Here is a 22831-nt window from a genome sequence, read left to right on the forward strand (position 1 = left end):
ATGCGCTCCTCGCAGCGATAAGGCAGGCTGCGGCTACCGGCATGGACCATCGGCTCTGCATATCGGCCGCGCGGGTCATGGGAAAACGATCTGACGCGGCAGTCGTTCCGAGTTGGAATGCCGGGCACTCCGGTTCAGGCTCGCCGGAGAAGATTAGCGAGGCTGACCGGCCGCAGGCCCCTGGCATCGACGCCCACGTCGAACTGGCGCGGCAGCGGCTTCAAGCGGCCATGGGAGTGGCCGTGCAGGTTGACCGAGCGCTTTCCCATCTGGTTCCAGGTCCGAAAAGGATAGTGGCAGAGAATGAGGCATTGGCCGTCGACTGTGAGTTCCGCATAGTGCTGTATGCTCTGCCAGCCGCTCGCTTCGACCGTGGCGGGCGGATCGTTGTTGCCGACGATCAGGTGTTTGCTGCCGTTCAGCTGAGAGAGCAAATCTTCCGCAAAGCCTTTTTTCTTCGATGCGAAATCGCCGAGGTGCCAGATTTCGTCCTCCGGCGAGACCGTGTCGTTCCAGTTGGCAATCAGCGCCGCGTCGTGCTCCGCCAGACTGGAGAAGGGCCGGCGATCAATGTTGAGCACCCGCTGTTCGCCGAAATGCGTGTCGCTCGTAAAGTATATCATCCTGGCAACCGCTGCTTTCCGGATGCGAGTTAGTCGGAAGTCACCGGAACGAACATCCCGAGCTTCACGTCCTTGAGCACGACATTCGTGTGAATTCGCTTGATCTGAGGATTCTGCGACATGATCCGCGCAGTGATCTCGTCGTATTGTGCGACATCCTGGGCGGTGATGATCGCCACGAGATCGACGGACCCGGTCACGTAATAGACCTGCTGGATATGATCCTGCTTGTCGACCCAGGTGCGGAATTTCGCCAGGGCATCGTAGTTCTCACGCTCGATCTCCATGCCGGCGATGAAGGTCATCGGATTTCCGGCGACCTTGCGGTCGACAAGGGCGATCTCGGCGGAAATGATGCCGTCCTCGCGCATCCTCTTGAGGCGGCGTTGAACAGCAGACGCCGACAGGCCGATGATGTCGCCGATCGCCTCGGCCTTGAGCTGACAGTCGCGCTGCACGATCTCGAGGATCTTCCGATCGAATTGATCCACTGGCTCCGTCATGGTTTCCTCGTGTTGGTGATTTGCCGTAGCTAATATCTCAGGCAGCTTTGTCGTGAGCACGCTTTCCGCTTCCGAAGCTTTCACCTGCGCACGAACGCACTATCTCTCAAAAATCAAGGACAGAAAGCGCAGTAAGTCCGCATCTTTTAGCGTGTTCTGCGCAAAATCCGCGTCACTGCGGCAAATGTGCGGCAAAACCGCAAGGCGTGTCCATATTATCGCGGACCAAATAACCATAAAAACCGCCAGGAACGACAGGAATGATGCGAAGCGCCGCCGCCTTGCTGGTGGAAGACGTCCATAAGAGCTATGGGCAGCACGAGGTGCTGAAGGGCGTATCGGTATCGGCGCAAAACGGCGACGTCATTTCGCTGATCGGATCGTCGGGCTCGGGGAAGAGCACCTTTCTCCGCTGCATCAACTTTCTCGAGATCCCCGACCGCGGCCGTTTCGTCTTCGGCGGCGAAGAGGTTCTGATGAAGCCGGGCCGCGAAGGGCGCGCCCATCCCGCCAATTGGCGGCAAATCGAACGGATCCGCACCGGCCTCGGCATGGTGTTCCAGAGCTTCAACCTTTGGGCCCACAGGACCGTGCTCGAAAATGTCATCGAGGCCCCAATTCATGTGCTGCGGCAGAACCGCAGGGAAGCGACCGAACGGGCCGAGGCTCTTCTGTCCAAGGTGGGGCTCTACGACAAACGGCACGCCTATCCGGCGTTCCTGTCGGGCGGCCAGCAGCAGCGCGCCGCGATCGCCCGCGCGCTCTGCGTCGACCCGGCGGTGATGCTGTTCGACGAGCCCACCTCGGCGCTCGATCCCGAGCTTGTCGGCGAGGTGCTGAAGGTCATCCGCGGGTTGGCGGAAGAAGGGCGCACGATGCTCCTCGTCACGCACGAGATGAAATTCGCCCGGGACGTCTCCACTCACGTGATGTTCCTTGATCAGGGGCGCGTCGAGGAAGAGGGGCCGCCCGCCCAGGTCTTCGGTGCGCCGCTTAGTGCGCGCTGCCGCGAATTCACCGGCAGTCTCAGCCATTGATCCGTTTCCATTCCGACGAAAACAGAAGGGGTAGTCGAATGAAGTTGATGTCCATCCTGATGGCCGGCGTGGCCTTCTCACTTGCAGGTGCGGCCAATGCGGAGGTGCGCTTCGGCATCATGAACGAGGCCTACCCGCCCTTCTTCACGAAGGACCCGTCCGGCAAATGGATCGGTTGGGAAATCGAGCTGATGGACGCGGTCTGCGCCGAGATGAAGGAGACCTGCTCGATTGTCGACATGTCCTGGGACGGCCTGATCCCGGGTCTCGAGGCGAAGAAGTTCGACGTCATCTGGTCGTCGATGTCGATCACCGACGAGCGCAAGAAGACCATCGACTTCACCGATAAATATTACAACACCCCGAGCAAGCTGATCGGCGCCAAAGACGGCAAGTTGGGAGCAGCGGCCGATGACGTTGCCGACAAGACCATCGGCATCCAGGTCTCGACGATCCAGTCCGAATATTACAAGAAGTATTTCGCCGACAAGGCATCGGAACAGACCTATGCGACGCTCGACGAAGCCTTCCAGGACCTCGCGGCCGGCCGGATCGACTATGTCTTCGGCGATGCCATTCCGCTGGCGGAGTTCCTGAAATCGGACTTCGGCAAGGATTGCTGCGAAGACAAGGGCAACGTCAAGGACGACCCGGCGATCCTCGGAACCGGCATCGGCGGCGGGCTGCGCAAGGACGACACGGCGCTGCGCGACAAGCTCAACGCGGCAATCGCCGCCGTCAGGGCCAGCGGCAAATATGCCGAAATCTCCAAGAAGTACTTCGACTTCGATCCCTATGGCGAATGACCGGAGGAGCGATCGGCGCCTGACGGCGCCGATCGCCCTTTGCCTATGAACTCGATCAAATAGGCCTCGGATGTCGTCCAGCCAATCGCTCCTGGAACTGCTCTCCCCTTATCCCCCCGGCTGGGGAGGCGTGCTTCTTGCCGGCGCGCTCTCGACCGTGCTGATTTCGCTTGGCGCCTATCTCGTCGGCATCGCCATCGGCCTGGTCGGCGCAATCGGCAAGCTGAAAGGCAATCGCCCGGTTCGCTTCGTCCTCGACCTCTATACGACCGCCGTTCGCGCCATTCCGGAACTGATCCTGATCATCGGCCTCTATTATGCGGGAACCGACGGGCTGAACCGCATCCTCTCCGCCCTCGGGCTTCCGGCGGTCGAGATCAACGGCTTCGTTGCCGCCGTCGCGGTGCTCGGCATTGTCCAGGGCGCCTATATGACCGAAGTGTTTCGCGGCGCGATCCTCGCCATTCCGGTCGGACAGATCGAAGCGGCGGCCGCCTTCGGCATGCGGCCGCGGCTGCGCTTCCGCCGCATCGTGCTGCCAGCCCTGTTGCCGAATGCGCTGCCGGGCCTTGCCAATCTCTGGATGTCGGTTACCAAGGACAGCGCACTGATCGCCGTCGTCGGCTATCAGGAACTGGCGCTCGCGACCCGCATCGCCGCCGGCAACACCAAGCACTACTTCCTGTTTTTTCTCGCCTCCGCCGCCCTCTACCTCGCCATAACGCTGATTTCCAACGTCGTGTTCGCGGCGCTCGAAAGCCGCTTCCGGCGCGGCCAGCCGACGACAGCATAGGAGGGGCGCGTGGATTTTTCGTGGATCTTTTCCTATTGGCCGCTGCTTGCCGCCGGCGCGGTCCAGACCGTGCTGCTGCTGGTGATTTCGGTCGTCTTCGGCTTCATTCTGGCGATCGGTCTCGCGCTCGCGCAGGTGATCGGCCCGCGCTGGCTCAAACTCTTCGCGCGCGGGTACTGCACCTGCCTGCGCGGCACGCCGCTGCTGATCCAGCTGTGGCTGCTCTATTACGGCGTCGGCTCGCTGCTGCCGATGATCCCCGGCCTGCGCGCGAGCTTTCTCTGGCCGATCCTGCGCGAAGGTTTCTTCTTCGCAGCCGTGAGCTTCACCCTGAACTATGCCGCTTACGAGGCCGAGGTGCTGCGCGGCGCGCTTCTCGCCGTGCCCAAGGGCGAGCTCGAGGCCGGCCGGTCCTTCGGCATGTCTTCCTCAACCCTACTCAGGCGTATCTGGCTGCCGCGCGCCGTTCGCATCGCCTTGCCGACGATCGCCGGCGAAGTCGTGCTGCAATTGAAGGCAACGCCTCTCGCCTTCACCGTGACCGTGATGGACCTCTATGCGGTGGCCTACAAGGTGCGGCAGGACACGCTGCTGGTCTACGAGCCCCTGATGGTGGTGACCGTCTTCTATGTCTGCCTGACGCTTATCATCACCCGCGCCTTCAAGGTCGTCGAAGCGCAAGTGCCGGTACGGCGCTAGCGCGATGACTGCTTCGTCGATTTGGCGGCGCCCGAGGTCCTCATCGCGCCTTTTCTCGGCGGATTGGCAGCCGCTGAGCGGCCAAAAACATTCGGAGAACACTAGAGTCGCGGTCGAACGCATCTCGAAAGGTCTCCCATGTCCCTGAATCGATCGAACAGCACGGCCTTAGCGGATCGCCTCAGCCAGGCGAAGGTCCGGCCGCATTCTGACGACCGCCCGTTGCATTGGGAGACCCTGGCGCTCGACGGCGGCTTGGTCATCGATCCGACGACGAAGGCGATCGCCCCCAATATCTCGATGTCGGTCAACAATCTGCTTGCCCCGGGCGATGGCGCCTTTTCGGCCGACGGCGTCGAGGATCTGACGGCGCTGCCATATCTCTATGCGCGCTGGACCAATCCCACCGTGCGGCAGCTCGAGCAGCGCATGGCAGCACTCGAAGGCGCCGACGACGCGCTCGCGACCGCGACCGGTCTCGCAGCGATCGCCGCCATGTTCCTGACCTGTCTCAAGGCCGGCGATCACCTGATCATCAGCGATGTCTGCTACGCAGGCGCCAGCGAGCTGGCCCGCCGGATCCTGCCCGACTACGGCATCGAGGTGACCGCCGTGAACATGTCGCGGCTGGATGCGGTTGCCGCGGCCTTCCGGCCCAACACACGGCTTGTGCATTGCGAAAGCCCCTGCAACCCAATCCTGCGATTGACCGATCTTTCCGCCGTGGCGGCACTCGCCCACCAGCGCGATGCACTCGTTTCGGTCGATTCCACGCTGGCCACGCCGGTCGCGACAAGGCCGCTCTCCCTTGGCGTCGACCTCGTGATCCACTCGCTCACGAAGTTCATCAACGGCCATGGCGACGCGCTCGGCGGGATCGTCTGCGGCCGCAAGCAGATTGTCGAGAAAATCCGCTCGCGCGCCGGCGTCTATCTCGGCGCTTCGCTCTCGGCCCACAGTGCCTGGCTCATTATGCGCGGCATCGACACGCTCTTTCCGAGGATGCGGGCAGTATCGGATTCGGCGCTGCGGCTTGCCCGCTTTCTTGACGGCCATCCGGGCGTCAAATCGGTCACCTATCCCGGATTGGACACGCATCCCCAGCACGCGCTGGCGCGGCGCCAGATGAATGCCTTCGGCGGCATCCTCACATTCCAGACGGACGCCCCGCAGAAGATGGCAATCCAACTCGCCGACCGGCTACGCGTCGTGCACTACGCCTTCTCGCTCGGCCACCAGCGCAGCATCGTCGTGCTTCTCGATACGAACGAGATGATGACGTCGACCTATGGGCTCAAAGGAGCGTCGCTCGACGATTACCGCGCCTTTGCCGGCGATGGCGTCTTCCGCCTGTCGGTCGGCCTGGAGTCCGTCGAGGACATCATCGACGACCTCGATCAGGCGCTCCGATGAAGACCCGCAACAAAATCCCGACCGAACACCCGAGCGCCCGGGACCGGCTGACGGCATTTGCGCCGTCGGCGGCCCTCCGGCGCTGAACCAGCAAAGTTGGAGTCGATCATCAATGAACCACATACGTATTCTCGACGGCGGCATGAGCCGGGAGCTGATCCGGCTCGGCGCCGAACTCAGGCAGCCGGAATGGTCCGCGCTGGCCTTGATGGAAACGCCGGAGATCGTCGGGCGTGTCCATAGGGAATTCATCGACGCCGGCGCCGATGTGATCACCACCAACAGCTATGCGCTGGTGCCGTTCCACATCGGCGAGGAGCGTTTCCGCTCCGAAGGACGCTCGCTGATCGAATTGGCCGGAAGACTCGCCCGGGAGGCCGCCGATGACATGACCGATCGTAAGATCCTAGTCGCTGGCTCATTGCCGCCGATCTTCGGCTCCTACGAGCCCGAGCGCTTCGACCCCTCGCGCGTGCAGGACTATCTGAAGGTCCTCGTCGAGGGATTGGCGCCCTATGTCGATGTCTGGCTCGGCGAAACGCTGAGCTTGATCGCCGAAGGCGATGCGGTGCGCGCCGCAGTTGCGGCGACCGGCAAGCCGTTCTGGATCTCGTTCACCCTGGCCGATGATGCAGGAGCTCCGGAGGGCGACGAGCCGAGGCTCCGATCCGGGGAAACCGTGGCCGCGGCCGCCGCCTGGGCGGCCGGCTCTGGTGCCGAGGCGCTCCTGTTCAACTGCAGCCATCCGGAAGTCATGGCGCGCGCCGTCACTGTCGCGGCTCACACGTTTAGGGAAAGGCAGGCGGTTATCGGCATTGGCGTCTATGCCAACGCCTTCGAGGCGGAAGAGACGGAGGGCGCTGCCAATGAGACGCTTCACCACACCCGCACCGACCTGACCGCCGACCGCTATTCACGCTTTGCCTGTGATTGGGTCGAGGCCGGCGCCTCCATCGTCGGCGGCTGCTGCGGCATCGGCGCTCGCCACATTCACAACCTGGCACGCTGCTTGAGGGGCTAAGCGGCAAGGGCCGGGACGGCTACCCGCCCCCGGCTCACTGCGCCTCTTGGGATTTTGACCTCACCACAACAGCGTGGCTTGCCACTGCGACGGCGATCGCCATGACCACCAGAACCGTGGCGACGGCGAAAGTGACGCGCATGCCGGCGGCGGCGGCTGCCTCGGACTCACTCGCCGCGGCGAAGGAGAAGACCGCACCCATCATCGATGCGCCGGTGATCAGCCCGAGATTGCGCGAGAGGTTCAAGAGCCCGGAGACGGTGCCCCGCTGCTCCGGCTTCGCGTTCTTCATCACAGCGGTATTGTTGGCCGCCTGGAAGAGCGCATAGCCGCCGGTGAGGATGACGAGCGGCATGATATAGCCGGCGACTCCGAGCGCTTTTTGAACGAGCGAGAGTGCGAGACAACCGGCCACCATGGCGCCGAGGCCGGTGGCCGCCATGCACCACACGCCGAAGCGATCGACGAGCCGACCCGCCGGGACTCCGGTCAGCGCCGAGACGACCGGTCCGGCCGACATCACCAGGCCGACAAGTGCCGCATCAAGCCGCAGACCGAGCGACAGGTAAAACGGCCCCACAACCAAGGTCGCCATCATCACCGTCGCGACCAACATGCTCGTGGCAAGTCCCGAGCGCAACGACGACTGACGCAGCATCGCGAAATCGACCAAGGGTGACCCAGTCCGAGACTCCACCAATAGGAAGAGATACATGCCGAAGACGGCCGCCAGCAGCAGAACCAGGTTGGTCGCACCGAAGCTGCCGCGCCCGATGGTCATGGCGAGCGCGTAGGCGCCCAGGGTGAAGACGAGGGCCAGCGTCCCGATGACGTCGAAGCCAGGTCGGCCGGCTCGAGTCGCCGGACGATCCACCGGCAGCGTGTGATAAGCGAGAAGCAAAGCCAGCAGACCGATCGGCACCATCACCAGGAAGATCGCTCGCCAGCCGGACCCGGCGATCAACGCGCCCCCAAGCGATGGGCCGAGCGCCGTCCCGATCGCCGAGAATGTGCCGAGCAGCCCCATGAGGCTGCCGGTCTTTTCCTTCGGGACGACCTCGCCGACGAGGGCCAGGGCAAGCGCCATCATGACTGCAGCGCCCAACCCCTGCAGGGCTCTCGCCGCGACCAGCCACGAAAGATGCGGCGCAGCGCCGCACAGGCCCGATGCGATCGTGAAGAGCGCGATACCGGCGAGCAGCAGTTTGCGGCGGCCGACGATGTCGCCGAGCTTTCCGACGCTGATGATCAGCGTCGTGATGGCCAGGAGATAGGCGAGAACGACCCACTGCACCTCTTGAAACGACGCGGAGAAGGCCTGGGTCAGGGTGGGCAAGCCGACATTGGCGATGCTCACTCCCAATGAGGCCAACAGTGTCGAAAGTGAAAGGCTGGCCAGTGTCCAACGAACCGAGACCGGCTGCTCCATGTGAGCGGCAACCGTCTCCTGCGGGTATGATGTCATCGTCGCTCCTCTCATAGGCGTCGCTCAAGAGGTAGACCGTTGCCGGACATGGCGGAAGACGCATCATATGCACTCCATTCGTGCGCCTGACGCTAGAGTTGAATTCATGCTATCGTCGCCCGTATGTCGCACCCGGACCTCAACCTTCTCGTCACTCTCGATGTGCTGCTTGCCGAAGGAAGCGTCGCCGGCGCGGCTCGAAGGCTGCGGCTGAGCCCCTCCGCCATGAGCCGGCAACTGGCGCGATTGCGTGATACGACCGGCGATCCGCTGTTGGTGCGGGCGGGGCGCGGCCTCGTCCTCACACCCCGCGCGCTCGAACTGCGTGAGCGGGTCGGGCATCTGGTCGAGGAGGCGGAGGCAGCGCTGAGGCCTGCCGACCGGCTGGATCTCAGCCGGCTCGCGCGGACCTTCACGCTCCGCACGAGCGACGGCTTCGTCGAGAATTTCGGGCCGGCCCTGATCGCCAAGGCAGTCGCCGAGGCGCCGGGCGTGCGGCTGCGCTTCGTCCCGAAGCTCGACAAGGACAGCACGCCGCTACGCGATGGCAGCGTCGATCTGGAGACCGGCGTCGTAGGCGGGAGCCAGGGACCGGAGGTTCGCACGCAGGCTTTGTTCAGGGACCGCTTCGTCGGCGTGGTGCGTGTTGGGCACGCGCTCTGCCGGGCCGAGATCACGCCCGCCCGCTATGCCGCCGGGCAGCACGTCCTCGTCGCCCGCCACCGTAGAGATAGCGGGCCGATCGACGACGCGCTGGAGGCGCTCGGTCTCGAACGGGAGATCACCGCAACCGTCGGCGGTTTTTCGCCCGCGTTGGCTCTGGCGCGAAACTCGGACATGATCGCCACCGTTCCCGAGCGCCACACCGGCAATCTTCGCGATGGCCTGTTCAGCTTTTCCATCCCGATCCGCATTCCGGAAATGACGGTGTCGATGCTCTGGCATCCTCGGCTCGATGCCGACCCGGCGCATCGTTGGCTGCGGGAGTGCGTCCGGGCAATCTGCGTGAAGTCGCCGACGGACTCGCGGTCGGAAAAGAAGGCAGGTACCGCCCGCTGATCGAATGTGCTCCGATCGCTACCGGTGCCACGAACACTGCGGCGGCAGAGAAGCGGGGCGATATCTTCGCTTGAATGCTCTTGCGCTGCGCGAATAGACGGGCGGCAGAGTTGGCTCCGAAAGGAGAAACCCCTGCACATGTGTCGCTCCGGCGCACCTGGCGGTCTCAAGCTGATCGTATGTTTCGATGCCTTCGACAACCACAATCGATGCCGCAAAGGAGGCCAGAGCGACCAGGTCACGCAGGATCGGCGCTGCATTGCCCAGGCGGTGCTGCGCGAAACATGCGTCGATTTTCACGAGATCGACCGGGATCGTCGACAGCGCATTGCCGGTCCCGAACCGGTCCATCGCAACTCTATAGCCGATCGCGCGAGCGCTGCCGAGCAAGTCCGCGGCGAATGGCGTTTTCAGAGGCTGCGCGACCTCGAGAACCATGCGGGTCGCCAAGGTGCTGTGCCGCGAGAGGAGGTCGTGCAACACCATGCAGCTTCGCTCGTTTGCCATGATCTCGTCCGAGAGGTCGCAGCCGAGCACGTCCGACGGATGGCAAGCGAGCCATTCAAATGCCAGGTCGAGGAGATCGAGACCGAAAGCCAGAGCGACCTGCGACGCTCCGGGGAAAGTGGCGAACTCTCCGCGGGTTCTCACCGTACCGTCCGGCTCCACGAATCTCGCGAGGCACTTCGAATAGAGGACCTCGCCCGGATCAGCGACGGCGTTTATCTGTTGCAGGGAGAATCCGATCCGTCCGTGCTGCATCGCCCGCACGGCACCGCAGGTCGCGTCGCGTGTCTGCAAATTCATGGATCAAGCCGCCCCATACGGATTGCGGACGGATGCCGGCTGCTGCCGGCACCGTCCGAACTCAGGTTTACTCCGCAACACCCAGGTCGTCAGTGGTTTCCGGCAGCGTCTCGCGTATTTCGTCGATCTTGCCGAACTCCGGTCCAACGCCGAGTATCTCTTTGGCCTCGGCGAGATCGTCGTCGGTCACGACGCCATCCTTGCTAAAGCTCTCAAGTGCCTCGCGAAGCGCTTCGTCGCTCAAGGCAGGATCGGTCGCTATCACGTCGGAGCCGTTCTCGGCCTCGAACTCCGCATAGGCGATCGCATAGTCGGAAATCGCGGCCATCCGCGGGTCGTTGGAGTTGAGATAGGCGTGATAGTTCCGGTTCAGCGAACTGAATCCCGAACGGCGCCCGGCGCTCTCAAGTTCCTCGTCCGGATCCAACGGATCCGTCTCCAAGAGGTCGGAAGAGGCGTCCGAAGTGTCCAATGTATCTGACGTGTCAGGCAGCGTTTCGCGTATCTGGTCGATCTTGCCGACTGCTGGGCCGACGCCGAGTATCTCCTTGACCTCGAGAAGCTCGTCGTCTGTCACGACGCCGTCCTTATCGAAGCTTTCGAGTGCCTCGGCGAGCGATTCGTCGCTCAGGGCAGGATCGGTGGGGATGACGTCGATGCCGTTCTCGGATTCGAACTCGGCATAGGCGATCGCATAGGCCGAGATCGCCGCCATGCGTGGATCGTTGGAGTTGAGATAGGCGTGATAGTTCCGCTTCAGAGAACTGAACCCGGAGCCAAGCTTCACTTTTTCTGGTTCGACCGTTTTCGGCTTGCCCGCCGCGACGTTTCCGGATTTCACCGGCTTGGCCGCCTTGATCGTCTTCTTCGACTTGGTCCCGCGCGAAAAGAGCGACTTCAGGGTCTTATCGCTGTTGCTCTTGCCGGATCGCGCCTTGTCCTGCTTGCCACTGCCGGAATGCGACTTGCTCTGGCCTCCGCCATTGCCGCCACCGTTTCCGCCACCGTTTCCGCCGCCATTGCCACCGCCGTTACCGCCTCCATTGCCACCCTTGGCAAAAGCGATCCCCGAGGCGCCGAAGGTCACGGTTGCAAGAGGAGCGACCGCGATCGCCAGGGCAAGGACGCTCCTTCCGATTGTCTTGGAAATAGCCATAGCCGGCCTCCTTGGTTTCACTTGCCTCATGGTTGGAGGCGTCAGATTTCTTACCAAGGCGACGGTAGCTTGAGCGAGGTCGCGCCACCATGGCTGTCGGACTATTGCGCTGACTTCTCGGACCTAGGTCTGACAGAACGGGCCACAAAAGGTCCGAGCCACCAGCGCAAACGTGGCGTGCCATTGACCCGCCTATAGGAGACGGTAGTTATATCGGCATCAATCGAACGATGTGCCGCCAACGAATCGAGCGGACAAGCCCGAGATTTGTCGTGCGCGCCAATGACCTGATCACAAGATGGAACGCCCAGCCCTTGGCGAAGCAGTTCCTGATGGCCGGCGGCATCGTCGCCGCCACGGCAATGATCGTGGTCGGCGCCTTCGTCACGAGCCTTATCGAGGACGCCGTCACCCGAAACTCGGCGGCGACGACAGCGCTCTATGTCGACAGCGTGATTGCGCCTCTTTTGCCGGACATGCAAACGACCGAAGTTCTCGACGATACCGTTTCGCGGGCGCTCGACGAGACACTTGGTCAGGGCGCGCTCGGCGGCCGTTTGCTGGCGTTTCGACTTTGGCGCGCGGACGGCACCATCCTCTATGCGAATGAAGAGAGCATGGTCGGAAAACGGTTCGAGCTAAGTCCGGAACTGAAGGCGGCATTCGACGGCGAGGTCGTGGCTCAGTTCACGCCGGTCGACGATCTCGACGGCGAGACCGAGCGCGCAGCAAACAAGCCGCTTCTCGAAATCTACAATCCCGTGCTTCAGCCATGGTCGGGACAGGTCGTCGCGGTTTCAGAGTTTCATGAGATAGCCAATGATTTCGAGCTCAGCCTGGGCCGGGCCAGAATCCAGACGTGGCTGGCCGTTGCCGGCTTTACGCTTGCATTCTTCATCATGCTTTCGGCAATCGTCATGCGCGGCAGCAGGACGATCGACAAGCAGCGCCTCGCGCTCAAGCAGCGCGTCGAAGAACTTTCCGCGCTGCTTGAGCAGAATGAGATGCTGCGCGGGCGCTTGCAGCAGGCGTCGCAGCGGGCCACCGCTCTCAACGAACAGATGCTGCGTCGGATCGGTGCGGACCTGCATGATGGCCCCGCACAGCTGCTGGCCTATGCGTCGCTGAGGGTAGATAGCGAGGCGTTGATGAACACGTCGACCCCGACAGACAAGCGCGAACGCGAGGTCGCCGCGATCAAGGCAAGTCTCGACGAGGCGATGCGTGAGATCCGAACCATATGCAACGGGCTGGTCCTGCCGCAGATCGAAACCGCGAGCCTGCGAGAGATACTCGAGCGCTGTGTCCACGCCCACCGGCAGCGAACCGGCTCGGCTGTGGATTTGTCGCTGTCCCGTCCGCCGGATCACCTTTCCCCCTCGGCAAAGATATGCATATACCGTTTTGTGCAGGAGGCGTTGAACAATGCCTACCGACACGGCGGAGGCGTTGGGCAGCGTGTCGTGCAGAGCATGGACGGCAACAGGGTGCGGATCGAGGTAGCCGATGGCGGGCCTGGTTTCGATCCGGACAAGATAAGGCCGACGAGCCTCGGGCTTGCCGGTCTGAGGGAGCGGATAGAAAGTCTCGGCGGAACATTTGAACTGAACGGCGCCGCTCCGGGCACGGTTGTCCGGATGTCGCTCGGCATCGAGGAGGTGGGGCAGCTATGACGACTGCGATTCGCGTTGCGGTAATCGACGATCACCCTCTGTTCAGGGAGGGGGTGACGAGGAGTCTATCGGAGCTCGAAGACTTCGAAATCGTAGCCGAAGGCGGCTCGCGCGACGATGCGCTGAGAATCACCGAGAACCTGGCGCCCGACGTGATGCTGCTCGATATTTCGATGCCCGGGAGCGGGCTCGAGGCGGTCCCGCTTATTCTTCAGATCGCTCCGGCGCAGAAGATCGTCATGCTCACCGTTTCGGAGGCAGGCGACGACGTCAAGACCGCCCTGCAGGGCGGCGCCAAGGGCTATGTCCTCAAGGGGATCGGATCGAGAGCGTTGGCGGATGTCATCCGCGCCGTCGCCTCCGGCGAAAGCTACGTGGCTCCGACACTCTCGGCCAAGCTCCTGTCCAACAGCGCGCCCGCCCCGGCAAGCAAGTTCGACCTGATCCATGACCTGACCACTCGGGAGCGGGAGGTTCTCAATCTCGTAGCATCGGGAATGAGCAACAAGCAGGTCGCTCGCAAGCTCAATCTGCACGAGAAGACGATCAAGCACCACATGACGCAGATCATGGCAAAGCTCGACGTCGCCAACCGGACCGAGGCGGCGATGGTGCTGCGCGACGCCCTCGACCGCCCGCTCAGTCAATAAGGGATAGCAGCCGCTTCTGGTCAGCCGACGTCGCGCGCCGGTTCACAATGGTGCGCCCGCGGCCGTCTTTCATGATGTAGCGGCCGTTTTTGATTTCTTCGCTTATTCCTTCGACATGGCGAATTTTCAAGATCGAGCCGAAGGTTCCGACCGCCGCACCTTTTGCCCTCGCTCCGCTGGAACTGCTGCTCGAACTGCTGCTGTTCGAACCGCCCTTTCCATTGCCGTTACCGCCGCCATTGCCGCCGCCATTGCCATTGCCGCCGCCACTACCGCCGCCATTGCCACCATTCTTGGCGAGGGCGGATTGAAGCGAGAGTTCGAGCGCGGAGTCGGACAGGGTTGCCTTGTAAGGCAGGCCTGCGAAGACGAAGCCGATCGTCACGGTGCACAGGACCGCCACGAACTTTCGTCCGCTGGTCTTGGCATTGCTGCTAAGAAAAATCATTGGCGCACCATTCGCCTGGCAGTGGCTATCAGCATGACGAGCAAAGGCCGGCTTATTGGAGTCGAGCCGATCCGGCGATCTTCGTGCTCGCCTTTCTCGCAATACCTTGCCCACGGCGCAAATCAATCGTCAACCCGCGGCTTGCCTTATCGAGTGTTCTTGGACCTTTCTCACGTCGCGTCTGGACATTCGCCCATCCCACTTCGGACCAAGGTCTGAAAGAGATCGGCTTGGCCATCGGGGCGCAGCGACAAAGAGAGCCCGCCGGATGGAACCGGCGAGCTCGACCCCCGCGCAGGAAGGGACGGCGCTGCGCGAAGATTTGCGTCAAGAACAGCACTTTCGCCTATAAGTTCCTTTTCTCCTCAGCACTCAGACCTATGCGCGTGCCGATCAGACCAAGGGCCAATGCGCCGTGCGGCGGAAGTCCAGGTCAAGACAGGGCCCCGCTCGTTACGGCGCCTTGTCCGCGCTTTCGACCATTGTGACGGCATCAGGTGGATAGACACGGGTTTGCTGGCGGGGCTCCGTGAGCAAATCCCCGACGAACAGATAGGCGCTCAACACAGCGATCATCGCAAGCATCAATGCGACGGGTATTCCGCTGCGGGCTTCTCGTTCCGGATAGGCCGATATTCTGTATCGCATCGCGCATCTCCATTCCGTGTGGGACGCGAGGTAAAATCCCCCCGCATCAGACCGGCTCGGCGCCGCCGCTAGCCTTACCGTCGTGCCAGCCGAGTCGGTCCCTCAACGGCAGCTATGCGGTTCCATGGTCTTTCGTTCCCCTGAAACGTCCTCCTTAGACCTTTGTCATTGGAGACTGGTCCGAAAGACGGGGGGAAATATCCGACCAAGGTCTGGTCAGGAACTGACATCGTCGTTCGTCCGATTACTTCGAGAGCACTGACCAGCGGCTCAGAGCCACAAGCCAACTCGTCGTTCCTCCGAAAAGGAGCCGCCGCCGATCGGTGCCCTTGCCGCTCCGGAGACCTTGAAGGACCTATCACGGATATTTCATTGTGCAGTGCAGCAACTAATTCCGCTGGGCGACGTTATGGCTTGGTGGCGCCCCGGCTGCTGACGCAGGAGATATCCATTCATGAGAACAGTACCCGACACGGTTGCAAGGATCACGCGGCTCAAGTCAGGCAAAGCCGAGCCTGCTCAACCCCGCAACAGGCTTTTCGCGCTTACGAATTTCGGTTCTAACCCCGGAGCACTGAAGGCCAAGTGCTATCTGCCGAAAAGCCTCGCGAAGAAGCCGGCGCTTGTCGTCGTCCTGCACGGCTGCACGCAGATTCCGGCCGACTACGACGCCGGCTCGGGCTGGTCGAAAATGGCCGACGAGCATGGCTTCGCGCTTCTCTACCCGCAGCAAGTGCGCGACAACAACGGCAATCTCTGTTTCAACTGGTTCCTCTCCGACGACATCGGCCGCGATAAGGGCGAGGCACTCTCCATCCGCCAAATGATCGGAACGATGGTCTCGAGGCACAAGCTTGCCAGCGAAAGGGTATACGTCACCGGGCTTTCCGCCGGGGGCGCAATGGCGAATGTTCTGCTCGCAACCTATCCGGACGTCTTTGCCGGCGGGGCGATTATTGCCGGCCTTCCCTATGGAACCGCGTCGACGGTCTCGGGGGCATTCGAGCGGATGCGCGGGCACGGCATTCCGAAGAGCCGGGAGCTGCGCGCCGGCCTTCGCGCCGCCTCGCCCCACACCGGACCCTGGCCGACACTTTCCGTCTGGTACGGGACGGGCGACAGCACCGTTGCCGAAGCGAACGCGCGGGCGATCGTCGAACAATGGCGCGGGGTGCACGACGTAGCTTCGGCTCCGGCCGTCACCGATACCGTCGACGGCCAGACGCGGAAGGTCTGGAGGGACGCCGACGGACGGGACCGCATCGCGCTCTACAGCATCCACGATATGGGGCATGGATTGCCGCTCAACGTGGCGAGCGGCTACGGAAAAAGCGGTCCCTACATGCTTGATGTCGGCATCTCCTCCACCGTGCACATCGCCCAATCCTGGGGGCTGACGCGAAAACCCGCGAGCGGCCGGCGGCGTAAAGCGGCGGCAAAACCAATCTCCGCGCGCGTCATGCCCGCCGATCGCTCGTCGCCACGGGACGACAAGATCCGGAAAGCCATCGATTATGCGCTTCGCGCGACCGGCTTGAAGCGATAGCCGGCATCCGGCGCATGCGGCAGCGGCAAAACTCTAAGTGCGGCCGTGCCAGGGATCCGGGCCCGGATTGCGTCCGGCCGCGGCCTCGGCCAGCCGGTCGAGATAGTGGGCCCAGCCTTCCGCATGGCCGGCACATTGCTCGGCACTGGGCAGGCCCGAATGGGTCAGGCGCAGCAGCGTTCCGTCCGGCTGTTCGATCAGGTCGATCTCAACGAGGCTCGATCCCGGCGGCACGACCTCGCTGCCCTCCCAGCCGAAGCTGTAGGCGAGCCGGTGGACCGGCACCACTTCGCGGAATGATCCGCGGGCGAAGCGGGCCCCGGTGACGTTGACCAGATAAAGTCCCTCGGGCTGCGGCTCGATCTCCGCCTCGGTGCCCATCCAGCGCAGGATCTTCTCCGGATCGGTCAGCAGCGCAAAGACGGCGGCGGGCGGCGCGGCAATGTGCGTCTCACGGCGGACGACGAGGGACTCTTGCATCGGTCTCCCCCATGGTTGCCCACCTGCAGCCATGGATCGGCAGGCGGGATCGGGACCGTGCCAATGATAGCTCCGCGGCGCCGGATGCGCCACCATCAACGCGCCCCGCGCGGGCTGGCCGCCCGCGATGAGCGTAAGGGATGGACCTGCAATTGACTACCAATTCGCTCCAGGCGACAATTTGGAGACGCGGATGACAGGCCGCATCCCCTGGCGCTATGCTTTCGGCATGGATCTGCCCGCACCCCTCGCCTGGCTCTTGGACGAGGCCGGCGCCTCGCCCGGCCCGGACCGGTTTCTCGCCGAGCTCGGCAGCCGATTGTTGGCCGATCGTCTCCCCTTGGCCGGCGGTGCCCTGACGCTCGCGGTGCCGCATCCGATCATCGCCCGCCGCACGTGGCTGTGGCGCGCGGAGACCGGGGCGGTGATCGAGTCTCTCGGTTTCGCCGGCGGGCCGCCGAGCCAGGCCGAGCGCGATTGGCTGGCCGGGCTCGGTCCGGTGCTGGCGGACACGGTCGGCGCGGCGGCTGACAAACCCCTGCTCGCCTGGGCCGGGACGCGCGGCTTCAACCCGGCCGAGGTCTTGAGGCTGCGCCAGGCGGCCCGCTTTGCCGCAGCACCCCTGGCCGTGCTTGCCGAGCGGGCAGCGCTGTCGGCGCTGCTCGAGGCCTATCTCGGCCGCCGCAGCGCCGCTCGGGTCCGGGCCGGCGCACTGACCCGGGGGACCGGCGAGACCATCCGCGCCGCGCTGCTCTATGCCGATCTCCGCAACTTCACCGCGCTCTCCGAGGCGACCGAGCCTGCCGAGATGATCGCGTCGCTCGACGCCTGGTTCGACCGCGTCGCCGGGGCGATCCACGCCTTCGGGGGCGAGGTTTTGAAGTTCATCGGCGACGGCCTGCTGGCGATCTTCCCGGTGACCGGTTCGGCGGCCGAGGCCTGCGAAGCGGCCCTGCGCGCCGTCGTCGCCGCCCGCGCCGGCATGGCGCATTTCGACGCCGCACGCCAGGCCCAGGGCCTGCCGCCGCTCCCCTTCGGCACGGCCCTGCATCTCGGCGACGTCCTCTGGGGCAATATCGGCGCCGTCGACCGGCTCGACTTCACCGCCATCGGCCCCGCCGTCAACCTCGTCAGCCGCCTCGAGGGCCTGTGCCGCCCGCTCGGCCGCTCGGTCCTGATCTCCGGCGCCGTCGCCGCGGAAACCTCAAGCCCGCTGCTGCCGCTCGGCGAACACAAGCTCCGCGGCATTGCTGCGCCCTGCGCGGTGTTCACGCTGGCGGATGGGTGAGTGGGGGGCGGTGAGAGTAGGGTGGGTGGGCTTTCGCGACCCCTCCGGTCAAAAAACTTTGGAAAGACGCCATCTTTGAGAGGACCGAATGACATCTTCACTGACGGCAGTGGCAGAGGCTGCGCCTTGTTAAGAAACCGACGATAACTGACGTTCTGGGATAATATAGCCAGGACATCGGCGGCTGAGATTGACGAGGACTCCAACGGCTCCGCCAGAGCATGGGCGCGAAGCGCCTCCGGCCAGTTTTCAAAAGATGAGGCGACGATATCGTCGGCCCAACGTTCGATCTGCGAAAAATTCATTATCGCATTCGGGTGCATCGCTTAGCAACTTCGTCGAACCGATTATCGCCTTACTCCACGGGTAAACTGTACTTAGCGACAAGATTTTTCTCCGTGTCGAGGGCTCCCAAAAACGCCGTGAAGCTATCGGCGACATAACCGATATTGTCCCACCCGTATCCGGACGTGCCAAATGTCTGCCGTTTGATTTGGGGGATGTAGAGAATCTGCCCAACGGTGGCAGGTCGCAAGTCAATGAGTATTGTGCACTCATTATCGCGACTCAGAGGAAGGAGTTCTCGGGGTATGCGAGCTCCAATACCTTCGAGATGCCGGTGGGGGTAATGAAGTGCTCGTATCGCTGTGAGCGTTAGCTTTGCCCATGGGACGAGGGTATGATTGAAAGTTATGACGGGGCCGCTTTTGTAAGCACATTTGAAGTAGTAGGCCCCGATTTTTGGTACGCCGCCGACAGTTGAATATTCGATCAGGAATTCTTGATAGTCATCCGGGATATCGGCGCCAAGCTCAGATTTGATTGCCGCTATGTCTTCCTGAGTACTCGGCTGGAAGTAGTCAGGCCCGAGCTCTTCGCGGATCTTCCACATGTCATAAACTTTTGAATTTAGGCCTTTTAGGTCCATATCGAGTTTTCCGTAGAAGAGATCCATTTTCTGCACCGATCGAAAGCCGGAATGCGATACGTTGTCGTGAAAGTCGCTATTCACAAAGCCGACTGAACCGTCTTCGAAATGATGAAGCGTCGTATTCGGCGGCTGACCAGCTGGAACGCGTCGGGATACTCGCGAAACAGCGTCTCGGCGTCTTTTGAAACGCTGCTGTTGTGAGACCGATGATCGAGTTGAAATTTACCGCCGACCGTATGCGCGTCGAAATCGGGATAGCCATCCTTTGACCCCCATTTCGTCATCGGATGGGCGGGTTGTCCGGATGATCTACCCTCGTCCAAGTCGAGCCGTCAAAATAAGCCAGGTCCTTGAAACCGAACGACCATAGAACGCCGTCTGCGACATCGAGTTGGTGCGGATCAAGGAAGTCCGGGGTTAAATCGGTCTGGTAGGGTGCGGCTAAACCTGTCGTGAGATCATAAGTGTATAGACCGCGCTCTGAAGCCAGGAACAACTTGCCGCCAAACGCTGCGATCCCCGTAAACGATGCGGCATCCTCGAGCGGCCAAACCGATTGGAACCCGACTCTTTCGTTCCCGCGCAACAATGTGCCATAGGCGCCAGCAACGAAGACCGTTTCCGCATCCAAAACGCAGAGCTTGTGCAAATGGTTTTTGGTTCCCGTCGGCACCTTCTTCCAGTTAGTTCCGTTATAATGATAGACCTCACCCTCGAGGCCAGTCGCATAAATGTCATCTTCTGCTAGGCCGGCGATACTATGGAAATGCCTTATCCCGCTCATGGGTGATTGAAGTTTCTGACGCTCCAAAGGGTCTATCAAAATATCACCTGAGATCAACTGCCAACGTCCGTTGGCAGTGCGGCGATATACCTGGTTGGCTCCGCCACACACATACAGGGCACTTCCAATGGCTCGAATTTCATTGACGTAACCGAGATGTTTGGACCACGGCTTGTTCAATCCCGCGCCTTCGATGTGCTCCTCGATGTGAGGATTACCGCCAGGGCCCATGAGTTCGATCTCCCCCTCGGATGACAACGCGACATAAATGCGCCTTGCTTGGGGATATGAACGCCAAACGCAGAGAGAGACGACCTGCCATGGCTGATCATGCGCCATCCACGGTTGCTTGTATCTTCCGGAAAGATTTACTCCTGAAAGCCGGGAATAATATACTTCATCGAAATACTCCCTGTATTTATCGAGGTACTGAGCGATGTACACATAATCCTTCTCAATTGCCACCCCGGCAACCATCGTCAGCTCGGTGTTTCCATTGTCAAATTCGCGTTCTGTCTCAGCCATACTATTCCTCACTCTGGCAAACTTGTGCGATTCTGGTTGCCAATATTCTCGACTTGATCCGGCATCAATGGGCTTTTTTGACCCCTAACAAGCGTGTCCGGCTCCATATCAAACACTTGCTGGTGGTAATTTCGAAGATAGCTGCGAATGTATTCCTTGTTACAGCGTCCGTTCGTGCCTTTCTCCAAAGCCTCGGAACCTAAGTCCTCGGCGCGCGACAACCGAATAAATCCACTAGGATTACCGTTTGCGGCTTCCAGGGCTGCTTGTGGATCGTAATAATCGAAGTGGATCCTTGAATGCTCGGAATCCCGTCCCATCCTATTGCTATCTACGCAGACAGCCGCACCAGAGGCTTTGCTGGGCGCGTTACTATACAGCCGCGAGCTTGTTGGCCCCCCGCTGCGGAAGGTTCGATCCGGCACAACGTGATGAGCCTGCCGCCCTGACGCGGCGCAAATCGGCTGCATGATGTCATATGGCCCAATGGGGCAGCCACCCTCACGTTCCGTCACTCGCACGTTTTGCGTTACTGAGAGCGGAATATCCATGGGAAGCCGGAGAATTGGCGTGCGCAATCTTGGCTGCAGGCCGACCTGCGCCCGAAGCGCGTCCTCGGCTGCGGCTTGCGCACGCGAGATGCCGACATAGCCGACTGCCGGTGGCAGAAGCGCGACAGCGGCTGCAGCTCCGGCTACCCCGGCAGCAACGGGATTTGCCGCAACTGCGCGCACGCCATGAGCAAATATGCCCCGGCGAGCCGCTTTTGTCGCTTCACGCTTCATGATGTCCCGAAGCAGTTGCTGGGCTTCCGGACTTGTACTGTCGAATGCCAGCTGGACGGGCTCGAATTCCGACGTTAAGCTTCCATATACCGGATCGTCGTCCAGGGCCGCCGCGTAAACTTGGCTATTCCGCACATAAATTGCCTCGCCCTGCGTATTCTTGTTGTTCATCCAAAAGCGATCGAGATGACGGATGACGTTGGAGCCCTCCGCGCGGACTTCAGCCGCATGACCGATAGGCTCACAGATGTTCTCAACTGCACCCGACTTGATGCCTTTTTTCGTCCCGGGCGCGTCGCCATGGACGTGCGTCGTATTGGAGCGCAGCACCATCGCCTTTTGGCCAGTGAAGCGAACCGAGGGCGTATAGTTTTGGTCGTGGCCGCAATAGTCGACGATTTGATAGGGGATCGGGACCGCGTCCTTGCCGATCGGGGTCAGGCAAACATCAGGTGCAAGGCAGATGATTTTCGCAGCGTCGGTGTCTCGAAGGCCTTCAAGCGGCCGCTTTGTCGTCCATGGGCCCGGGTATTCTGGCTCGCCAACATAGTTGTCGGCGGAAGGCGGAAGGCTCATTCGGCGGCCTCCCGCGCAACACTGCTATCGTTGGCAAGTCGGATGCGCTTCAATGTGAGGACTGCTCGCTCTGCCTGGTTGAGCGGAAACCTCGTTCGCCAGGTAAGCATCGCCAAGTCCCGCCCATCGCGAAAATCGAAATGCACGCCGTCGAGTGTCAGCATGTGCCAGCCGGCGCTTCCTTCATCGGCACCTTCACAGTGAGCGCCCAACCTGATGCCCGGCAGCCTGCCGCGCGCCGCCTTGTGCTCACGATGCAGGTTAACTAGTTCGTACTCCTCATCGCCCTGCAAATGCGGTGTGGCGATCAGATCAGGATGGGCGCACTGCCAGAAGCGCGGATCAAAATCCTCCGGCAGCAGCGGGTGGCGCTCTTCCAGCCACGTGTCATCATAAGTGCCGGCAAACTGCTGACGCTGGCGCCACCAGGGTGAGATGGGGCCAAACCCTTGTGGTGAACGGTCATGCTGTTCCCAGTCGCGAACCGGATTGTCGGGGTTATCGATCTGATGAGCGGCAAGCGCTGCTTCGGGGTCACCGTACGAGAAGTCGAGCAGTCCCGGGCCAAGCGGATTTTCCCGATGCACATCTGCCGGCGAATCTTCCGCCTCCGTGCCCATGACTGGCCCGCCGAAAGCCTTCGCCCATGTCAGTTCCACCTGGCCCACGGGTTCCGGTTCGCTGAGAGTCCAGCCTGTCAACAGCCGCTTCGGATCTCGCGCGAACAGCCCCGACCAGGTCAGTTTCGTTTGCGGGAGCCATTGTCGTGGGCCGGTCACTAGGAGGCGCTTGCGCAGCCGGTCGCCGACACGAATTTCCGCTGGCCATTCCCGCGCCGGGGCGCCGTTTGGAGCAAAGCTCGAGCCGAGGAACGTTACATCCGTGCCAGGCTTCTCCGGCACGAGATCGCTCTGCCGCAAAAGCACCGACGCGTGAGGGTCGCCTTCGTAGACATCCTCGTATTGAAAAGGCGCGGGATTGGGTGCAGGTTTGAGCACGCCATCCTGCCGATGCTCGAAGCTCGCCCGCACAGCGACGACGCAATCTAAGCCGCCATCACGGGCAAACTGACGAAACGCGATCGCCTGCGCTGGAGTCTGATTGTCGAGCCGCAA

Annotated in this window: 23 protein-coding genes and 1 pseudogene; 11 read left to right on the plus strand and 13 right to left on the minus strand. The window is 62.0% G+C overall.

Annotated elements, in window-relative coordinates:
- Positions 1-134: 134 nt before the first annotated feature.
- Entirely contained in the window at positions 135-623 is a 489-nt protein-coding gene (locus ATC00_RS11480) for a metallophosphoesterase family protein (RefSeq protein ID WP_064252838.1), read from the minus strand.
- Between the two features lie 29 nt (positions 624-652).
- Positions 653-1126 carry an Lrp/AsnC family transcriptional regulator gene (locus ATC00_RS11485; protein WP_037382330.1) on the minus strand — a complete coding sequence of 158 codons (474 nt, stop codon included), beginning with the start codon at positions 1124-1126 and terminating at the stop codon, positions 653-655.
- A 260-nt stretch (positions 1127-1386) separates the two neighbouring features.
- Here ATC00_RS11485 and ATC00_RS11490 point away from each other — a divergent pair, with 260 nt between their 5' ends.
- The 6 genes from ATC00_RS11490 (at position 1387) to ATC00_RS11515 (ending at position 6895) form a co-directional block, all read left to right on the plus strand.
- Positions 1387-2163: an ABC transporter ATP-binding protein gene (locus ATC00_RS11490; RefSeq protein WP_037382327.1), complete on the plus strand. Its 777-nt coding sequence runs from the start codon at positions 1387-1389 to the stop codon at positions 2161-2163.
- Positions 2164-2201: 38 nt separating this feature from the next.
- The gene (locus tag ATC00_RS11495) at positions 2202-2969 is read left to right on the plus strand and encodes a transporter substrate-binding domain-containing protein (RefSeq protein ID WP_037382325.1); all 768 of its coding nucleotides are present in this window, start codon (positions 2202-2204) and stop codon (positions 2967-2969) included.
- A 70-nt stretch (positions 2970-3039) separates the two neighbouring features.
- Complete coding sequence (locus ATC00_RS11500) at positions 3040-3762, plus strand: ABC transporter permease (RefSeq protein WP_037382323.1); 723 nt, start codon at positions 3040-3042, stop codon at positions 3760-3762.
- Positions 3763-3771: 9 nt separating this feature from the next.
- Positions 3772-4461, plus strand: coding sequence for an ABC transporter permease (locus ATC00_RS11505; RefSeq protein WP_064252839.1), 690 nt, complete (start codon positions 3772-3774; stop codon positions 4459-4461).
- A gap of 138 nt (positions 4462-4599) precedes the next feature.
- Positions 4600-5874, plus strand: a complete 1275-nt coding sequence (locus tag ATC00_RS11510) for a trans-sulfuration enzyme family protein (RefSeq protein ID WP_082912242.1) — start codon at positions 4600-4602, stop codon at positions 5872-5874.
- Between the two features lie 112 nt (positions 5875-5986).
- Complete coding sequence (locus tag ATC00_RS11515) at positions 5987-6895, plus strand: homocysteine S-methyltransferase family protein (RefSeq protein ID WP_037382317.1); 909 nt, start codon at positions 5987-5989, stop codon at positions 6893-6895.
- Between the two features lie 34 nt (positions 6896-6929).
- Here ATC00_RS11515 and ATC00_RS11520 read toward each other — a convergent pair whose 3' ends face one another.
- Positions 6930-8360 carry an MFS transporter gene (locus tag ATC00_RS11520; RefSeq protein WP_064252840.1) on the minus strand — a complete coding sequence of 477 codons (1431 nt, stop codon included), beginning with the start codon at positions 8358-8360 and terminating at the stop codon, positions 6930-6932.
- 123 nt (positions 8361-8483) lie between these two features.
- On the opposite strand from ATC00_RS11520, the gene ATC00_RS11525 reads away from it, so the two are divergent.
- Positions 8484-9419 (plus strand): LysR family transcriptional regulator, encoded by a 936-nt coding sequence (locus ATC00_RS11525; RefSeq protein WP_064252841.1) that lies wholly within the window; start codon positions 8484-8486, stop codon positions 9417-9419.
- Between the two features lie 18 nt (positions 9420-9437).
- On the opposite strand, the gene ATC00_RS11530 is transcribed toward ATC00_RS11525, so the two are convergent.
- Positions 9438-10226, minus strand: coding sequence for an EAL domain-containing protein (locus tag ATC00_RS11530; RefSeq protein WP_064252842.1), 789 nt, complete (start codon positions 10224-10226; stop codon positions 9438-9440).
- A gap of 67 nt (positions 10227-10293) precedes the next feature.
- Positions 10294-10608: pseudogene (locus ATC00_RS33915) on the minus strand (hypothetical protein); the annotation flags it as partial.
- 1004 nt (positions 10609-11612) lie between these two features.
- Between ATC00_RS33915 and ATC00_RS11540 the strand changes: the two are divergent.
- The gene (locus tag ATC00_RS11540) at positions 11613-13055 is read left to right on the plus strand and encodes a sensor histidine kinase (protein WP_064252844.1); all 1443 of its coding nucleotides are present in this window, start codon (positions 11613-11615) and stop codon (positions 13053-13055) included.
- The gene (locus ATC00_RS11545; protein ID WP_064252845.1) at positions 13052-13705 is read left to right on the plus strand and encodes a response regulator; all 654 of its coding nucleotides are present in this window, start codon (positions 13052-13054) and stop codon (positions 13703-13705) included. Before ATC00_RS11540 ends, ATC00_RS11545 begins: the two co-directional genes overlap by 4 nt.
- Here ATC00_RS11545 and ATC00_RS11550 read toward each other — a convergent pair.
- On the minus strand, positions 13695-14153 hold the full coding sequence (locus tag ATC00_RS11550) for a hypothetical protein (protein WP_064252846.1): 459 nt from the start codon (positions 14151-14153) through the stop codon (positions 13695-13697). The genes ATC00_RS11545 and ATC00_RS11550 overlap by 11 nt on opposite strands.
- Before the next feature lie 453 nt (positions 14154-14606).
- Positions 14607-14801 carry a hypothetical protein gene (locus ATC00_RS11555; RefSeq protein ID WP_064252847.1) on the minus strand — a complete coding sequence of 65 codons (195 nt, stop codon included), beginning with the start codon at positions 14799-14801 and terminating at the stop codon, positions 14607-14609.
- 454 nt (positions 14802-15255) lie between these two features.
- On the opposite strand from ATC00_RS11555, the gene ATC00_RS11560 reads away from it, so the two are divergent.
- Positions 15256-16347 carry an extracellular catalytic domain type 1 short-chain-length polyhydroxyalkanoate depolymerase gene (locus ATC00_RS11560; protein ID WP_064252848.1) on the plus strand — a complete coding sequence of 364 codons (1092 nt, stop codon included), beginning with the start codon at positions 15256-15258 and terminating at the stop codon, positions 16345-16347.
- Between the two features lie 33 nt (positions 16348-16380).
- Here ATC00_RS11560 and ATC00_RS11565 read toward each other — a convergent pair whose 3' ends face one another.
- Positions 16381-16827 carry an SRPBCC family protein gene (locus ATC00_RS11565; RefSeq protein ID WP_037382296.1) on the minus strand — a complete coding sequence of 149 codons (447 nt, stop codon included), beginning with the start codon at positions 16825-16827 and terminating at the stop codon, positions 16381-16383.
- 229 nt (positions 16828-17056) lie between these two features.
- Between ATC00_RS11565 and ATC00_RS11570 the strand changes: the two genes are divergently transcribed.
- A complete protein-coding gene (locus ATC00_RS11570) occupies positions 17057-18115 on the plus strand; it encodes an adenylate/guanylate cyclase domain-containing protein (protein ID WP_064253059.1) in 1059 nt (352 codons plus the stop codon).
- A gap of 355 nt (positions 18116-18470) precedes the next feature.
- On the opposite strand, the gene ATC00_RS11575 is transcribed toward ATC00_RS11570, so the two are convergent.
- From ATC00_RS11575 to ATC00_RS11595, 5 genes are read right to left on the minus strand one after another with little or no spacing between them, the layout of a single operon-like run.
- Positions 18471-19070, minus strand: a complete 600-nt coding sequence (locus tag ATC00_RS11575; protein WP_083572147.1) for an SMI1/KNR4 family protein — start codon at positions 19068-19070, stop codon at positions 18471-18473.
- Between the two features lie 53 nt (positions 19071-19123).
- On the minus strand, positions 19124-19330 hold the full coding sequence (locus ATC00_RS11580; RefSeq protein WP_064252850.1) for a hypothetical protein: 207 nt from the start codon (positions 19328-19330) through the stop codon (positions 19124-19126).
- Positions 19327-20355: a WD40/YVTN/BNR-like repeat-containing protein gene (locus ATC00_RS11585; protein ID WP_064252851.1), complete on the minus strand. Its 1029-nt coding sequence runs from the start codon at positions 20353-20355 to the stop codon at positions 19327-19329. Before ATC00_RS11585 ends, ATC00_RS11580 begins: the two co-directional genes overlap by 4 nt.
- 8 nt (positions 20356-20363) lie before the next feature.
- Positions 20364-21716: a DUF4150 domain-containing protein gene (locus tag ATC00_RS11590; RefSeq protein ID WP_064252852.1), complete on the minus strand. Its 1353-nt coding sequence runs from the start codon at positions 21714-21716 to the stop codon at positions 20364-20366.
- Positions 21713-22831 carry a DUF2169 family type VI secretion system accessory protein gene (locus ATC00_RS11595; protein WP_064252853.1) on the minus strand — a complete coding sequence of 373 codons (1119 nt, stop codon included), beginning with the start codon at positions 22829-22831 and terminating at the stop codon, positions 21713-21715. Before ATC00_RS11595 ends, ATC00_RS11590 begins: the two co-directional genes overlap by 4 nt.

The organism is Sinorhizobium americanum, assembly GCF_001651855.1.
GTDB classification, from domain to species: domain Bacteria; phylum Pseudomonadota; class Alphaproteobacteria; order Rhizobiales; family Rhizobiaceae; genus Sinorhizobium; species Sinorhizobium americanum.

Coding starts and splice junctions, on each gene's coding strand:
- ATC00_RS11480 (WP_064252838.1), bottom strand. CDS start 623: ATGATATACTTTACGAGCGACACGCATTTCGGCGAACAGCGGGTGCTC.
- ATC00_RS11485 (WP_037382330.1), bottom strand. CDS start 1,126: ATGACGGAGCCAGTGGATCAATTCGATCGGAAGATCCTCGAGATCGTG.
- ATC00_RS11490 (WP_037382327.1), top strand. CDS start 1,387: ATGATGCGAAGCGCCGCCGCCTTGCTGGTGGAAGACGTCCATAAGAGC.
- ATC00_RS11495 (WP_037382325.1), top strand. CDS start 2,202: ATGAAGTTGATGTCCATCCTGATGGCCGGCGTGGCCTTCTCACTTGCA.
- ATC00_RS11500 (WP_037382323.1), top strand. CDS start 3,040: ATGTCGTCCAGCCAATCGCTCCTGGAACTGCTCTCCCCTTATCCCCCC.
- ATC00_RS11510 (WP_082912242.1), top strand. CDS start 4,600: ATGTCCCTGAATCGATCGAACAGCACGGCCTTAGCGGATCGCCTCAGC.
- ATC00_RS11515 (WP_037382317.1), top strand. CDS start 5,987: ATGAACCACATACGTATTCTCGACGGCGGCATGAGCCGGGAGCTGATC.
- ATC00_RS11520 (WP_064252840.1), bottom strand. CDS start 8,360: ATGACATCATACCCGCAGGAGACGGTTGCCGCTCACATGGAGCAGCCG.
- ATC00_RS11525 (WP_064252841.1), top strand. CDS start 8,484: ATGTCGCACCCGGACCTCAACCTTCTCGTCACTCTCGATGTGCTGCTT.
- ATC00_RS11530 (WP_064252842.1), bottom strand. CDS start 10,226: ATGAATTTGCAGACACGCGACGCGACCTGCGGTGCCGTGCGGGCGATG.
- ATC00_RS11540 (WP_064252844.1), top strand. CDS start 11,613: ATGTGCCGCCAACGAATCGAGCGGACAAGCCCGAGATTTGTCGTGCGC.
- ATC00_RS11545 (WP_064252845.1), top strand. CDS start 13,052: ATGACGACTGCGATTCGCGTTGCGGTAATCGACGATCACCCTCTGTTC.
- ATC00_RS11550 (WP_064252846.1), bottom strand. CDS start 14,153: ATGATTTTTCTTAGCAGCAATGCCAAGACCAGCGGACGAAAGTTCGTG.
- ATC00_RS11555 (WP_064252847.1), bottom strand. CDS start 14,801: ATGCGATACAGAATATCGGCCTATCCGGAACGAGAAGCCCGCAGCGGA.
- ATC00_RS11560 (WP_064252848.1), top strand. CDS start 15,256: ATGAGAACAGTACCCGACACGGTTGCAAGGATCACGCGGCTCAAGTCA.
- ATC00_RS11565 (WP_037382296.1), bottom strand. CDS start 16,827: ATGCAAGAGTCCCTCGTCGTCCGCCGTGAGACGCACATTGCCGCGCCG.
- ATC00_RS11570 (WP_064253059.1), top strand. CDS start 17,057: ATGGATCTGCCCGCACCCCTCGCCTGGCTCTTGGACGAGGCCGGCGCC.
- ATC00_RS11575 (WP_083572147.1), bottom strand. CDS start 19,070: ATGGATCTCTTCTACGGAAAACTCGATATGGACCTAAAAGGCCTAAAT.
- ATC00_RS11580 (WP_064252850.1), bottom strand. CDS start 19,330: ATGACGAAATGGGGGTCAAAGGATGGCTATCCCGATTTCGACGCGCAT.
- ATC00_RS11585 (WP_064252851.1), bottom strand. CDS start 20,355: ATGGCTGAGACAGAACGCGAATTTGACAATGGAAACACCGAGCTGACG.
- ATC00_RS11590 (WP_064252852.1), bottom strand. CDS start 21,716: ATGAGCCTTCCGCCTTCCGCCGACAACTATGTTGGCGAGCCAGAATAC.